The organism is Legionella cardiaca (assembly GCF_029026145.1).
GTDB lineage: Bacteria > Pseudomonadota > Gammaproteobacteria > Legionellales > Legionellaceae > Tatlockia > Tatlockia cardiaca.
On the sequence record NZ_CP119078.1, the window covers coordinates 527,868 to 544,261 of the forward strand.

Consider the following 16,394-nt stretch of genomic DNA (forward strand, 5'->3'; position numbering starts at 1 on the left):
GAAAGCGCCTTTTATTATTAAATATTAGAGACTGTAGTCATAGATATTTACACCTAACAGAGTGACAGTGCTTGTTCCTTCGAAATGATAGACTGTATTATTATCAACTATTTCGATTACACTTGGGGCCACATTAAATATTAATGTGTCACCAGCATTAAAATTAAAATCGGTAATAACGTCGGCGCCGATATTTGCTGCCTCAAAGACAAAGGAGTCGCTGCCTTCTCCACCTGTAAATGTGTCGTTGCCTCCACCACCAGAAAGCGTATCGTTGCCTCCACCACCTTTAATTGTATTATTGTCATTGTCTCCGACGATAGTGTCGTTTTGATTCGTACCAATAATTTCTTCGACTCCCTGAATATTTAATATTTTTCCACCAGTGGATAATACGCCATTGACAGCGTCAAAGTTTGCTCCTGTAGTAAGTGCACTTAAATCAAGAACGTCGTAATCAGAACTATCCGCTTTTTCTCCCATAGTGACTAAATTGTCGGAAAAATTATTGAGTGATTTTACAGCAAAGATATCGTTAGCTTCAGATAACTGGAGCTCACTAAATCCGTAAAAGGCATGCGTATTAGAGATAGACTCTCCTGATGCATCAATCTCATTCACGAAAAGAACGCCTTCTCCATCTCCTCCTGCACCATCCCAAACTGCATTAACTCGAGCAGGTTCAGGTGTAGGAGTAGGTTCTTCAGGTGTTATCTGACGAGTATGAACAACTGTCGTTAAATCAGTAACTCCTCTAACATTAGTTTCATTATCAACAATTACCAAGGGCCTATATTCCGCAGTTGTATCACCGTTTTGAACGGTTACTGTGTTATCACGAAAGCCTGTAACCTGGGCAGTAACCTCATCAGTCACGGGATTGATAGAGGAAGTAGTTAGCGCTACTTTAACTTGGCCGGTAAAAAGCTGCGTGCTTGTACTTGCTGATTCTCCCTCTGGAGCCATCGCTTCTGCCAATTGGGCAAGTGCTAAACTAAAATCAGATGACGTCAGTGTATTATTCAATATGGCTGCGGCAAGTAAGGCAGCAATTAAACCATATTCAATCGCTGTGGCGTTAAAGGAATAAGTTCCTTCCGCAAAATTCAGTTCAGCTACGTTATCCAAATTTGGACCGCCACTGTTAAATTCCATTTCCATATTTAATTTTTGAATACTATTAATTGTCGGCGGCGTTTCGGCGGAATATTCTTCAAAGAATAGGCCAACATTTGTTGCCCCTGTTCCTTCAATCATTTTTATTTTAGTTGGCTCATTATTACCGTAGTCATTGGTATTAGCCGCAAAGATAAAGTTATAGTCTCCTCCCTTGTCTAAAACAATGGTAGTTGCCTCTGTATCCAGGCGAATAGCGTCAGCATTGTCTATGGTTAGGCTGTTACCTTGGGTGTCGGTCAAGGCTCCTGTGCTGGCTGTGTAAGTAAGGCCATGGAGATTAGACATATCAACGACATCATTATCTGTATTCGTGCTATTCTCACCTAGATCGATTTCCAAACCATCAATTACCGTGTTAATCACTAGTAGATCGTTCGCTTCACCCGTTTGAATGGTTTGTATACCCCCATTTTGCTGAGAGTCATTTGCATAAACACCAGTGCCTGTGAGTTCAATTATCGCTTGTTCAGGAACGTAAAGGTCAACATCGGCGGTTACTATGGCAGTAGATGCCGAGTCAAGTATCTCAAGGGTATTGTATTGGTCGGTATAACTGACTTGTACTGTGATTGCTTTGCCAATATCACTCTCCACCAAAGTATAATTAGCGCCGGTGGCACCGTCTATGACGACGCCATCTGCTAACCATTGATAGTTAAATTGGCCTAAACCATCCGCATCAGCGATGGCATCGGTATTAGCTGTTAATATTTGATTCTCTTGCGCCGTACCCGTGATAACCACTGCACCTTCGGGGGCATCGTTTAGATTGGCAACGGCAGCTGTTGCTGCAGAAACAACTTGTTCAGCTGTATTGTATTGATCCGTATAGTTAATTTGTACCGTAATAGCTTTACCTGCATCAGCCTGTGTAAGCTTGTAGTTAGCTGCGTTAGCACCTGCTATGGCAACGCCATCAGCGAACCATTGATAACTAAATTCCCCTAAACCATCTGCATCTGTGATTGCACTGGTATTGGCTACGAGTGCTTGATCCTCTTGTGCCAGTCCTTCAATGATAACTTGTCCAAGAGCTTGATCATTAACATTGACTACTGCAGCAGTAGCTGCTGAAGCAACGTTTTCTACAGCACCAAAACCGTCCGTATAGTTAACGGCAACGGTGATTGCTTTCCCTACATCAGCCTGAGTTAGTGTATAATTTGCGGCATTAGCACCGGCAATGGCAACCCCATCAGCAAACCATTGATAGGCTAACTCCCCTAATCCATCCAAATCTGCCAAGTGCGTCGTATCTGCGGTCAGTGTTTGCCCTTGTTCTGCCAGGCCATTAATAATCACATTACCAGTTACAGCATCGTTTACATTGGCTACTTCGAGCGTTAAGTCGGAAGTAAGTACCACTTGATTGCCGTTCTCATCGGTGTAAGTAAGTTGTAGACCAATTTGTTTACCGACATCGTCTTGAGTAAGTGTGTAGCTTTGTTGGGTAGCATTAAAAATATTTACCCCATCTGCTTGCCATTGATAGCTAAATCCTGAACCATCATCAAAATCAACCTGTGATAAGTCAGCCGTTAACGTTTGGTTTTGTATCGCATCGCCACTAATTGAAACACTGTCGGGATCGAGATCAATGCCAAATTTCTCAGCTAACTTATTGACAACAGCTAATACTGTTGCCTGAGCGTTGGCTGGTAATTTAGTGGCTAAAGTGGAAAGTGTCTGAAGAAGTTTTAACTTTAAAAGATTCATCGCCATCTCCTAAGGATGCAACTTGTCAACACTTATGACGCTGGCTGTTTTCCCTAGGCGATGCTTCCATGTTGTATTGGCGAGATAAGAAGCCCTAACTTGAACAATTTTAGTACAATACAATGGGTAGTCAAGATAACTTGCAGATGAAATTTCAACAGACCATAGTAAAAAAAACCTCTTGTGGCTTTCTCTTTTTTTACCTTATATTTATAAAAATTAGCGATGAATCTCAACTGCCTTTTTTATCCGTGAGCCTGAATGAAGAAACTGTTTTGGATACTGACAACCCTATACTGCGGCTCTACTAACATTCTTTATGCAGCTACCTCTCAACATGGTGTCATTAATTATTCTATGGGTCTTGGTGCTCCTATTGTTACTTCAACCACGGATACTTTAGATAAAGGATCGTGGTCAGGAAATCAACGAACAGAATACTATCGCTTTAATACGCTTTCAGATGCAACATTATTAGAGTTTCCACTTGCTGAAAGTCAAAAGTCACTTTTAATCAATTATTTTATGTTGGGTTATGGGTTGACCAATGATTTTACGGTGAGTGTAAATTTACCTGTTCAGCGTACTTATAATCTACGTGCTGTAAATGAAATAGACGATGATGATTCTTTTGTGGTTGCGGATCTTGGCAATATTTCAGGTCTGTCTGATGCAACGGTGTTTGGATTATGGCGTACGGCAAAAGGGGATAGTAAACGTTTCCCACTGTCAATGGCATTGTTATTTGGTATAAACATGCCCACGGGAAAAACAACAGCAAAAACAAAAGATGGCGAATTATTTTCGGCTTCTGATCAACCGGGAACAGGTGCCTGGGTGCCTGTCGGTGGGATTATTTTTTCTAAAAAATGGCACGATTTAACATTAAGTAGCAATTTTATTTATACTCAAATGACAAAGGGTACCCAAGACACAATTTTAGGTAGCTATTTTGACTATAATTTTGCCCTTGATTACCCTCTTTTTGAGCACGAGGGCAAGCATAACTATAATTTTGAAGGAATATTAGAAATCGCCGGTGAGTATGTTGCCAAAGATAAAATTCACAGTATCAAAGATCCAAACAGTGGAGGAAATAGTATTTATTTAAATCCAGGTTTTAGGGCAAATATTGAAGACAATATTTCTTGTTACTTAAGCATTGGCATCCCTGTGTCAGAAAGATTAAATGGCACCCAAGTGACAAGTAAGTATGCAATCTATACCGGCATTGATCTCTCTTTTTAAGAACAGTAGAAATTTTCTGATTACTCCTTAAGCGTAAATTTAAAAATGAGAATAAGCTATAATAGCGACCTCATTGGCGGTATTACTAAGAGGCGTATTGTGGATTCAATCAAAGTAAATTGTATGCTTGCTTTTACCTTGCTTTTTTGGGCATCGGCATTTGTTGGGATTCGCGTGGGCTTAATGGCTTACTCTCCTGGCTCTCTTGCATTACTGAGATTTCTGGTTGCTTCCCTTTGCATGGCAATCATCTATTGGCAACTGCCCAATAAAAAACGAATCCCATGGAATAAACGATGGCAGCTTTTGCTTATTGGTATAGCGGGAATTGGTATTTACAATATCTCTTTAAATTACGGTGAGATGAGTGTTTCTGCGGGTGTTGCTAGTTTTGTAATTGGTCTAATGCCGGTGATTACGATTATATTATCAGTATTGTTTTTACAGGAACGACCTGGTCGACTTGTTTGGCTTGGCATCCTCATTAGCTTTATAGGTCTTGTTTTTTTGCTTTGGGCCGAAAATACACAGACAACTTTTGATGGCGGTGTGCTAATCATTCTTATCGCTTCTCTCATGGGCGGAATTTATACGATTTCCCAAAAACGCTATTTACGTGATTTTCATCCTATAGCAATCACTGCCTGGGTTATCTGGGGCGGCACACTTTTATTACTAATATTTACTCCACAGTTAAGTCGGGAAATTAAAATGGCTAGCTTTAAAGCAACTTTCGCAGCCGTTTATATGGGAATTTTTCCTGCTGCCTTAGCTTATGTCGGTTGGTGTTATGTTTTAAACCATATGCCAGCGTCCAAAGCTTCAATGTATTTGTATGCACTACCTATTTTATCAACATTGATGGGGGCTATTTTACTTCATGAAACGCTTACCGGTTTATCTCTTGTGGGTGGTCTTCTAGCTCTAAGCGGAGCGATTATTGCCGGCCGCTCTAGTAGTAATTTAAAACGATTGAAATGATTAGCTGCAATTTAATTTCTAATTTTTTGCAATAGCAAAGTACTCTCCTAAAAAGCTTCGCTTATAAGCAAAAAGCCACTTCTGCTTTATTTAAATTGATGGTTCAAACAGCAAAATTGCTCCGTACAAAAAAGTGAAGGTTATATATGCTAATAGTAAATAAAAGCATTATACTTTAAATTTTCATAATTGTTTGTGAGTATTCAATGGAATTGAGAATTGATAATACCCCTTTCAAAGCCTTATTTCAGCCATTAAACTTAGGCTTTACTCAACTAAAGAACCGTTTGTTAATGGGCTCAATGCATACAGGATTAGAGGAGGATAAAGAGAGTTTATTGCGCTTGGCAACTTTTTATAAGGAAAGGGCTTTAGGCGGTGCTGGCTTAATTGTAACGGGGGGATTTGCTCCAAATCGCGCTGGTCGATTAGCTCCGTTTGCAGCGAAACTTACCTCACCTAAAGAACAAGAACGGCATGAACTAATAACGAATACAGTACATGATGCGGGTGGTAAGATTGCTTTACAGATTTTGCATGCTGGTCGTTATGGATACCATCCTTTTATTGTTGCTCCGAGTAATTTGAAATCGCCCATTAGTCCATTTAAACCTTGGGTAATGAGTCAGCGGCGCGTTGTAAAAACTATCCAGCATTTCGCACGTTGTGCACGCCTGGCCAAAGAAGCAGGGTATGATGGTGTAGAAATCATGGGTAGCGAAGGTTATTTAATCAATCAATTTATTGTTAAGCACACCAATCAACGAACGGACGAATGGGGTGGCGCTTTTAGTAATCGTATGCGTTTCCCGGTGGAAATTGTCCGTAGCGTTCGTGAAGCGGTTGGTGAGAATTTTATTATTATTTATCGGTTATCAATGCTTGATTTGATAAATGATGGAAGTAGTTGGGAAGAGGTGGTCCAATTAGCGAAGGCTATTGAGCACGCTGGAGCAACATTACTTAACACAGGGATCGGCTGGCATGAGGCACGTATTCCAACCATTGCTACAATGGTACCGGCAGCGGCTTTTACACAAATTACGAAGAAGCTAAAACCGGAAGTCTCAATTCCCATTATTACATCAAATCGTATTAATACACCTGAACTTGCAAATAGTGTAGTTGAAGAGGGTATTGCTGATATGGTTTCAATGGCTAGACCTTTTCTTGCCGACCCTCTTTTCCCACAAAAAGCAAAAATAGGTGACACCAAAGCAATTAATATTTGTATTGCTTGCAATCAGGCTTGTTTAGATAGGGTATTTGTGAATAAAACCGCCTCTTGCCTTGTCAATCCGCGTGCTTGTAATGAAACCGAATTGGTTTATGAAACGGTGGCTCATCCTAAACGAATTGCGGTTGTTGGGGCTGGGCCTGCTGGTTTGGCTTTCGCTGCAGTTGCGGCAGAGCGCGGCCATAAAGTGACTCTATTTGAAAAGGCTGACGTATTAGGTGGGCAATTTAATTTAGCAAAAAAAATTCCAGGTAAAGAAGAGTTCCAGCATACAATTAATTATTTTACTCATCAGTTGGAAAATTTTCAGGTTGATATCCGTTTAAATACCAACGCTAATGCAGATATGTTGCGCGATTATGATGAAGTGATCTTGGCAACGGGTATTAAGCCGCGTGTTCCTGAAATTGAAGGAATCGAGCATGAAAAAGTCATGAGTTATATTGATTTGCTCCTACAGCAAAAAGAGCCGGGAGATAGCGTAGCGGTTATTGGTGCTGGTGGAATCGGTTTTGATGTAGCTGAATGGTTGACTCATCGACATAATGGCGATCCGCAGCAATTTTATGAAGAGTGGGGTATTGATATCAAAATGGAGCATCGTGGGGGTATAAAAAAACCAGAAATGATAAAAAATTCGCGCGAGGTTTATTTACTTCAACGTAAAAAAGAAAAGCATGGCAAAAACCTTGGGAAAACTACTGGATGGATTCATCGATTAAGCTTAAAGCATCGACAGGTTAAAATGCTTGCCGGGGTGCAATATGAACGCATTGATGATGAAGGTCTACACATTACTATGAACGAGAAAAAGGAAGTACTTCCAGTGGATTCCATCATTGTGTGTGCGGGTCAAAAAGAGTTCCGGGAATTATATGATTCCTTAAAACAGACAGGGCAGTCTGTTCATTTAATTGGTGGAGCGTTTAAGGCGCTCGAATTGGATGCACGACATGCTATCAATCAAGCTTGTCGTTTGGCTGCAATCTTATAACACAATTGGCATCATGCTGCGGCTTTGAATTCCTACGTGCCGCATCTAAACCTCGCTATATGTCGCGAACAAGTCGCGGCATATAGGCGAGTTTGAAGCCGAACGTAAGGAAGATTGAGCACATTAATTAAGATAAGATTGTTTCCATGCTGAGGTATGCATCAGTTTTTTCTGGTTCTTTTTTAACATCAGGAATAAAAAATCTGGTTCTACCTTTCATGCCAACGGGTTCTTTAGCTGCTATTGCCAGCGCATTTTCAAGATTTGCAATAATAACTTTGGCATTTCCTGACGAGCTTGTCTGAGCAATGGCATCCAGCTTATCAATGGTTAAATCAGTTTGATCCTTATCGGTAATTAATGGTGTTAAGTCCTGAAGGATATTGTCTACATCGTTCGCACCAGTCAACGAACTTGTCAGCTTAAGCGCTCGATTCAACGTTGTTTGATAGCGACTATGTCCAAAAAAGTTAATTGGTTTTAAACGATTTTTAGACGCCTCCACATCATTCTTGGCAGTATCGATTTGGCTTTGTGCCAAGTGATGTATAATTGTTTCAATATCTTTCGCAGTATTAATCATGTCTTTGAGTTTTGCTACCTCTACTCGTCGTTCATTATTAACAAACCAGGATGTCTCAAGATATTCGTCAACAAGATGGTTAATAGATTCTTTAATAATATCCAGCTCAACCATGGGCTCAGTCGAGTCAGGCGAAACATGCGTTAATGCTGCAAACATGACCAAATAATTTGTATTACTGGCAATTTGATTTAAGTAACTTTCATAACCAAACCATCGTTCAAAAAAGCTTAATTTCTTTGAATTTTCCTGTTGCAGGTATGTCTTTAAAAATTCCTTATGCACAGTGACTACACGCTCTTTAGTCGTAGGTGTCGATGCGAGATATCGAAGATAGTTCGAATATTCATTAACAGAGCCGGTTTTGATATTGACAAACAATTGCTCAAGCTTTTCTCTAATCTCTTTTTTTCTTTCTTCAGGATCAGTCTCATCATGATCTTGGAAGCCTAAAAGATGATAAGCGATTGTTACTGGGGGTGTGCAATCAGCCAGTTTTACTTCTCGTGCAGACACTACGTAAGTTTCTTTTTCCGCATACTCTTGTGAGAGAAGCTGATTTAGCTCTTCAGCAGAGACTTCCTGAGGTAAAGGATTAACCGCTGTTTTCATCATATCGTTGAAAGCAGCAACGATCATTTTCCTAAACAGTTCTTTTTGGTAAGTATTATTACGATTGTCTGCGCGAAATTTTGTCTCACTGTCTAAACTGAATTTTGCCCATACATTTTGGAAAAATGCGGTTTTGCCATGGGTGAAATGGTCAGTTGGTATGCATTCAACTTGTGCCAATAAATAACCCAAAACATCATAATAATCTTCATTAAAAGAGCGTTCTGCAGCCGAAAGAGCCTCGATCTCATCGGTGATTTCTTCAATGCTTCTATCGCCGAGTTCTTCTTTATTAAGAATGAAATCCACTTCACCTTCAGAACCTTGTCTGCCAGTTCGACCACTCTTTTGGCCACTTCCTCGAGTGGAATCAATAAAGGTATGCCACACATGAAGACCAATTTCTTTATTGTATGGAATATCTGTATTACGGCCTAATGCAGAAGTGGTAATAGTAATCATTCCGGATTGGCCCGCTTTCTTAATATAATCCTCCTCTTTTCCCAGGCCGGTATAGAGTTGGACAGGAAATTGCTTTGGGTTTTGCGAAGCTAATGCATTAAACAGTCGGGTTGCAGTATTAATATCTCTGCAAAAGACTATACTCGGCGCGCTTTTTCCATGAGGTTCATTAACAGTTAAGCGCTCAATAAGTTTCTTAAATTGTTCGGCCTCATTTAATAAAACCTCAGGTTTATTGAATTTGACACGTTTTTCTTGATGAGGTTCATTTTTTGAAAATTCAAAACCATATTTTTTGTATTGTTCCTGAATTTCTGCCTTTGAACCTACGGTACCAGAAGAACCCCAAATAAACCCTTGCTTGGAACGGTAATAGGTAAGCAAATTCTTATTATTTGTGGAAATAATGGTACGAGTTTGGGGCTCAATAACGAAATCAGTGCTGTTTCTTTCTTTATTAAGGCGTGCATAAAGAAGCTGTTGCATCCCATTACCAAATGTTGAATCGGGACTAACCTTATCATCAGTCATCAAAATCTTGGCAACTTTTGAACGGAACTCAATACCACCAACGACTCTTTTTTCAAACTCCTCTGGAATTACAAAGTCTTGATTTTCCTGTAATTCATAATTAACGAGAAGTGCGGATTCAATCCAGGATAAGTACTGTTCATTAGAAAATTTATTAATAATTTTTGCTGATTTTTTAAGTTCTGCAGCTTTGACTTTTAAGTAAGTTTTTAAATCATCAATATCTTCTAACGCGCTGGTTTTCTTATTAAATATAAATTCAGGTCTGTTTACGAAATCATTAATTGCGTAATACATCCATTCTTGACCTAAACCAAGTCCAACACCATCTGGGGATGCAAAACGATAAATAACCCGGTCATCTAAAAGGGTATAATCGGATTCATTTGTTACTAATGAGACACGAGTAGAAGGCGTATCCAATTCAATATTAAGTACTTTGGCTTTAGAGAAAAACAGCGATAGCTGAGCAAAGGTACTAAAGTTAATTCCTGCAGGTTGAAAATCAGTGATGGCGGAAGAAGAAGTGATGGGTTTTTCCGAGTAAGGAATGTTCAATAATTTTAAGAATGAACCATAATTGGCGATATCTCTTTTCGCATCAACGATGGAGGAGGTACTTAAATCTACTCTATCTGAATCAAGCCATAACAAAGCAGCTTTCATTGAGTCAATTAAACTTTTCCCTTGTCCTGTATCAATATTTGAGATGAAATCACCTTCATGCATGATGCCATCAATAAGTGCGATTATCTGGGTTGAATAAGGAAATTCCCCTGTACTGCGATACATCGCCTCACGCATTAAACCCAAAGCTAACAGCCTATTTTGAAAAGGACTTAATTGAGGAATCTTTTTAGCTTTCAAATCAGCAAAAAAAGAACTTATTTCTGCATTGGTTAAATCTTTGGCAGCTTTATTATGATAAACAGGTAAATCATTCCCTATCTGATTGACAAAAGAAAAGGCTTCCATCAATTGTTTACGATACTGATAGGTGTAAGTACTGTCATTGATAAAATCGCAAGAAGAATTAATTACACGTTCAACTTCAGAACAGTCAAACTGTTGCTGTAAATCCCGTTTGCCAAACGGTGCTTTTTCAAATTCTAGAAGGAAGTTCTGAAAATCATCGTTGATATTCGGTGTATTCAGAGCATTGAGTAAACAGGGTGAGCTAACCACTGTTGTTGCAAAAAATTGATATAAGATTTCCAGATTTTCATCGGATACTTGTTTAAAGGAAGATAGCAATGTCGTATAGTTAAACTCGCTTTCCTGGGACTTGGCGCGCTCGACAGCATGGCTTTTAGCCATTATTTCCAGAATTTTTTTCTGGTTAGCTGGTTGGAAAGATGCTAATTCTTTAAGGAAATCTTCTAACTTATTTTTTTCAATTAAAGTACTTAATAATTTGCTTATTTTATCTCGATTATTTTCTATTCCTTCGCTAACGGTCATTATTTGCTTGACCATCTGATAAGAGAGAGCAGACTGGGTCATGGCGAATTCCAGAATGGGATCGCGATTGTCTTTGCTATAGGTAGTTATCATCTGAGCAGTTAAATCACTAAAACTTTCCTCTTCAGGATTCATCATCACCAGATTACTGAAGGCAGTGAGATAGGATGTAGGAAAACAATTACTATTTAGTCTGGTTAAATGATCGAGTAATCCCTGATATTGCTTTTTGTCCGCTTTAAACTGCGAATTGCCAAGGAGTATTTTAACTAATTCTAAATAATTTCTTTGCGGCATACTGGTAAATAAGGTAAGTAGGGCAAAGAGATTTTCATAGTCAATTTTAGCAAAGTTGAAGTTTTCAAATAGAGCGACGAATTCTTGCTCTTTCTCTATAACATAAGGATTTTTTAAAATTTGCTTGAATAAAGAGGCAATGGTTTCTGCTTCAGAGACGATTAAATTTACCTTTTCAAAATCGCTATGATCTTGAAAATCAGGTAAATCTACTATCTTTTTGCCAACGACTTTTAGTAATCCCGTGTCACGATGTAATTCAAAAGCTTCCTGTATACTTAATTCTTTTGTTGTTTTTAATACCCGCTCTAAGTACTGTTTACCAACAATTGATAATAAAACACCTGCTTCTTGCCATTTTTGTTTTAGAACGGGCTGGAGTTCGGAAATGGATTTGGTAGCTAACGCTTCATAGGTGAAACTTGTTGCCTGAGGCCCTACTGATGCTTCGGTGGTTCGTGCCGCATCTAATTGAAGAATTAATGAAATCATCAATGCTTTTAAGTCAGCATTATCTCGAGTAAATATTTCTGGTAATTGAGCGCCAATTCTAAATTTATGGTGTTTTAAAATGTCATCAACTTTTTTCGCATCAAAAGAGGGAAGGGCTTCAATTTCAGCACAAGCATCGAGGAATTGTTGATAACTGAAATACTCGCCTGATTGAATTAAAACCTGAATTGCGTATTGAAAATTGTTAGGGCCAGGTTGCGTCACTGCCTGTTGTAAATAAGAACGAACCAGTATTAAATTTTCTTTAATTTTTCCCGCATTATTATCTTGTCTGGCGTGATAATATGCTTCCGCACGTTGACTATTAATTAAACCTGAAAACAACAGTAAATCATCATGATACATCGCAGAAATGCTCGCATCTTCTGCTAAAAATTCAGCGGTGTCTAAAGCATAGAGAAATGGCCATTTCGGGCTGCTTTTCTCAACGCGAAAGCGGAAAAATTTAAAAGTGGCTAATTTATTTTCCTGCAAGTAAGTCAGCAATTTTTTAATACTGTCGTCTTTACTTAATCCTGTTCCTTCAAACTCGGCTGAATTCATACCGGCAATAGTGACAAGAAGCATAAGCCCTTCTGCTTCATTTAATTTAATGTCTAATTTATATAGTTTTCTTAATTGATTAAGTGTTCCAATGACAACATGTTTGTGTATAGACGATTTTTCCAAACAATCAAATAGTTGCCCAAGTGGTTTATTGGTGAAACGCTCATGGGAAATAAAAAATAAACTTCCCAGGAGGATAGTCGAAAAATTATATTTACTCCAAAAACCTTGTTTGAACTTATCAAATTGGGAAGCAAATGAAGAGACGGTAATGCCTGATGATTGTTGCCCAATGAAACGAAAACTGAGTGCCTCAGCATCAAAGGCTTGTGGCCTAGAGGTAAGAAGAAGTTTTAGTTGATCATTCTTGACCTTGTAAAGTTGATAAGGTGGAACAAATTTTTTGCTATCAAATGGAATTGCTAATCCTTTTTCTTGCAATTGTTTCAAATTTTCCAGAGAAGGGGTTTCTTTTTCGCAATTAATAAGCCAAAAACTATGGTCCTCGTCATAGTTAGCGGCGAGACAAATATTTCCATATTCTTCTCTTTTTTCAAAACGCTCGCATAAATTATCAAGTTCAGCACGGTAGAGTTGAAAGTTTAAATTAAAGGGAAGAGGGTCCACCCAGTCTGGATGGTAATTAAATTTCATCCTGGCAGAAACGGATTTAAATTCCTCATATTTGGCAGCGTAATAAGCGCCATAATTGGTTAAATAGAGATTGTGTAGTCCTAATAATTGATCTTGTAAGTTTCGGGCATTATTTAATAAAAATAATACTCTCTCCATATAGACTACGGGGTTCCCACCCACTGGTGTGCTCCAGCCGGAATTAATTTGATCTATCTCAATTTTTTTCTCAATACATAAACTGGTTATTTCATTCCAAAAAAATTCAAAAGCAGTTACTGTTCGGAGTAAATCATGTCTTGATGAACCAGTATATTCCAGGAATTTCATTAAACAGGTTAATTTTTTTTCATCATAATGACTGATCCGTTCAAGGCAATCAAAAAAAGCTCCATTTTTTGCAAAATGGTCCCATTGTGGAAAATGACAGAGATAATTTTGATATAAGAAGCTAATTAATGTAGGATTCTTTTCTTTCAATGAGCGCATTTTAAGGAAAAAATCACAAACTCCCTCATCGCCATATTTTATCCACATATTGACCAATTGCTTGGGGGTGTTATAAGGAACATCATTGGGAAGAAATACGGCTGATAACTCAGGATCATCAATCCAATTGCGAACAATGTCTTCTTTGAGTTCAATATCATAGATAGGTCGATAATCATCTTCATCAAGAAATTCTACTGGAGTAAAAGGATTACCATTTTCGTTTTCCAGGAAGGCATCGTAATCTAAAACCAGCTCCCCTTTATCTGTTTTCTTTAAAAGAAAGCCTGTGGGCAAATTTTCCTTATTTAAGGTGACAAACCCCGGTAAATTGTGGGCTAATTGCTCAGCAGCCTGTGGAGATAAGTATTTAATTGCATGGGGTAAATTAGCGAATAATTCTGTCTTTAATAGCGTATAAAGCTCTTCAGTAACTTGTTGACTATTAACGGCTTCTTCCACCCTTTTTTTGTAAATTGGTTCCTGAAAATCACTGTAGCCGATTAATTGTCCTTCGTATTGCTGAATCTGTTGGGATTGAGCATGAACATTGACTTCGATAACTTCTTGATGGACAACTTGTTGCTCCACCGTCTCTACATGTTGAACTTCTAGTTGGATATACTCAGCTCTCACATTATCTTTTAAACTTCTTCTTCCAACTAATTGTTTTAATTTGATTGGCTTACTTAATGGATGATGAGGGTTAGTTGGCTTTTGCGTTTCAGCAGATTGCTCTTCCACTTCATTAGCCATTTTATTTTTTTCTTGAATTTTTTTAATTATTTGAGCCTGGAATTCTTCAAGTGCAAGTTTGCTCGGACGTATGGCTTCTTCATGATATTCACGCACTTGTATAGGATAGGTTGCCAAGGGGGCAACAAGTGCTGTTAGATTGTTTACTATTTGTGTGGAAATAGATTCTACTTCATGATGTGGGAAAACTAATTCTAAACTAGAAAAAGAAGCCTTATTAAATGCCTGAATAATTTTCAAAAAAGATTCTTTCTGGATGAGTGTATTATCCACTTGTAATGAAATTTTATTGAAGGGAAATGGGGTTTTAGTTTGAATAAAAAGTTCAAACTGTTCTAACTCCTCGTTAGAAAGGTCTTTGTTTACAAACAAATGTACTTTGGAATCAGAAATCTCAGCAAATTTATAAAGTTGGTCATTAAATGAAGTAGCTTCGGTAGAGGTTATTTTTACAAATTTAGCCATTTATAATTCCAAGTTGAATTTAAAATGGACACATTATACCGGAATTTGTCTTACTTTTAAATTGTTTGTTTGTAAATAAACTGAAATAAGCGATGAGATAGCGCTGACTATACCGTGATTTGATTGCTGCAATCACAGAAGGCGATTAGCTGGTAACTAGCTCAAAATGCACAGTCCATTATTTTTAAATTTTTAACCTTTTGGTGGAAAGGGATCATGTCCATGACTATCTTTTCTTAAAATTTTTCCATCTAGACCATGAATAAACAATTCGGTCCCTGCCCCACGGCTCAATTTACGAGCGCTAGCAATCGCTTCATTCTGAGTTTCAAAATGTCGGCTTGCTCGTGTTGCATTTTCACGTTTGACATCCCAGCCACCTAAACGTTCATTGGGCAAAACATGATAATCACTAGGTCTCATTACAATCTCCTTTTTAAAGACTCATTTATAAGTTTAGTATTTAACCAGCATAAATAAAAAATAGACTCATCTAGCTAGATATTCGGAGCGGATCTTCGGGAGATTTCGGTTGGGTCATGCTTACCCATGCCTGATGCAAACGTGAATATAGCATTGTAAAAATAAGACATACCAGCTAACGTATAGTGATCGTACGGATAAATTGAATATAAAGCATGGCATGGTTATTTTTAATAATGGCAGGTTTATTTGAGGTAGTTTGGGCAGTAGGTCTTAAATATACAGAGGGATTTACTCGCTTTGCTCCCTCGATACTTACTCTTTCAGCAATGGCCATTAGTTTTTTGTTGTTAGCACAGTCGTTAAAAACGTTACCCATTGGAACTGCCTATGCGGTATGGACTGGTATTGGGGCAGTAGGGACCGTAATTTATGGACTTTATTTTCTAGGTGAACCGGCCACCGTACTGCGTATTAGTTGTATTGGCCTTATTATCGTAGCGATTATTGGTTTAAAATTAAGTCACTAAAGGCAATGAAAAACGTTTCTTTTGTAGTCATTATGCTGATGTTGGCGCTCATAATATTTCCTATGCAGAGTGTAGCAAAACATAGTGTGTCTGCCTTTAAAAGCCGGATTACCGTTATCCCTCTGCCCATTCAAAAACGCATAAAAAAATATAGTTGGCATAAAGGATGTCCGTTATCCCTAAAAGATTTACGTTATGTGACATTGTCTTACTGGGGCTTTGACCAGAAAGTGCATCTTGGTGTTTTAATAGTAAACAAATCACTGGCTAGAGAGGTTGTGCAGATTTTTAAGTCCATATATGACCATCGTTTTCCTATTGAACGCATGACACCTGTCGATGTATTCAAGGGAAATGATGTGGCGGCAATGAGGGCCAATAATACAAGTTCATTTAATTGTCGAGCCGTCACAGGTCAACCAGGAATTTTTTCACAACATAGTTATGGTCGTGCGATTGATATTAATCCAGTAATTAACCCCTATGTTTCCGGACAGCAAATAGAACCCTCTAACGGGGTTAAATTTGTTGATCGCAAAAATCCTCATCCTGGAAAAATAACAAGAAATAGTTTCATTTATAAACTTTTTATTCAATATGGCTGGGATTGGGGTGGTAATTGGTACGATGTTCAGGACTATCAACATTTTGAAAAGCGGGCTAAGGGTGAAAAACGCAATCCCTATGGTTACGTTAAAAGTAGGGCATTCTCGAAATAGGGACTCTGTGTCTTTTGTC

8 protein-coding genes are annotated in these 16,394 nt (G+C 38.3%); 5 read left to right on the top strand and 3 right to left on the bottom strand.

All coding sequences use genetic code 11. From position 1 onward, the window contains the following. Positions 1-24: 24 nt before the first annotated feature. Positions 25-2,895: a calcium-binding protein gene (locus PXX05_RS02375; RefSeq protein WP_275089453.1), complete on the bottom strand. Its 2,871-nt coding sequence runs from the start codon at positions 2,893-2,895 to the stop codon at positions 25-27. Between the two features lie 261 nt (positions 2,896-3,156). On the opposite strand from PXX05_RS02375, the gene PXX05_RS02380 reads away from it, so the two are divergent. The 3 genes from PXX05_RS02380 (at position 3,157) to PXX05_RS02390 (ending at position 7,355) form a co-directional block, all read left to right on the top strand. Beyond that, positions 3,157-4,143, top strand: coding sequence for a hypothetical protein (locus tag PXX05_RS02380; protein ID WP_275089454.1), 987 nt, complete (start codon positions 3,157-3,159; stop codon positions 4,141-4,143). Between the two features lie 45 nt (positions 4,144-4,188). Next, the gene (locus tag PXX05_RS02385; RefSeq protein WP_275089455.1) at positions 4,189-5,124 is read left to right on the top strand and encodes a DMT family transporter; all 936 of its coding nucleotides are present in this window, start codon (positions 4,189-4,191) and stop codon (positions 5,122-5,124) included. 206 nt (positions 5,125-5,330) lie between these two features. Next, a complete protein-coding gene (locus PXX05_RS02390) occupies positions 5,331-7,355 on the top strand; it encodes an NADPH-dependent 2,4-dienoyl-CoA reductase (protein ID WP_275089456.1) in 2,025 nt (674 codons plus the stop codon). A 127-nt stretch (positions 7,356-7,482) separates the two neighbouring features. On the opposite strand, the gene PXX05_RS02395 is transcribed toward PXX05_RS02390, so the two are convergent. Further along, positions 7,483-14,703 carry a hypothetical protein gene (locus tag PXX05_RS02395; protein ID WP_275089457.1) on the bottom strand — a complete coding sequence of 2,407 codons (7,221 nt, stop codon included), beginning with the start codon at positions 14,701-14,703 and terminating at the stop codon, positions 7,483-7,485. Between the two features lie 192 nt (positions 14,704-14,895). Continuing rightward, a complete protein-coding gene (locus PXX05_RS02400) occupies positions 14,896-15,126 on the bottom strand; it encodes a DUF2188 domain-containing protein (RefSeq protein ID WP_275089458.1) in 231 nt (76 codons plus the stop codon). 215 nt (positions 15,127-15,341) lie between these two features. On the opposite strand from PXX05_RS02400, the gene sugE reads away from it, so the two are divergent. Together sugE and PXX05_RS02410 are read left to right on the top strand one after the other, a co-directional pair. Further along, entirely contained in the window at positions 15,342-15,656 is a 315-nt protein-coding gene (sugE, locus tag PXX05_RS02405) for a quaternary ammonium compound efflux SMR transporter SugE (RefSeq protein ID WP_275089459.1), read from the top strand. Between the two features lie 5 nt (positions 15,657-15,661). Further along, entirely contained in the window at positions 15,662-16,375 is a 714-nt protein-coding gene (locus PXX05_RS02410) for a M15 family metallopeptidase (protein ID WP_275089460.1), read from the top strand. Positions 16,376-16,394: the final 19 nt, after the last annotated feature.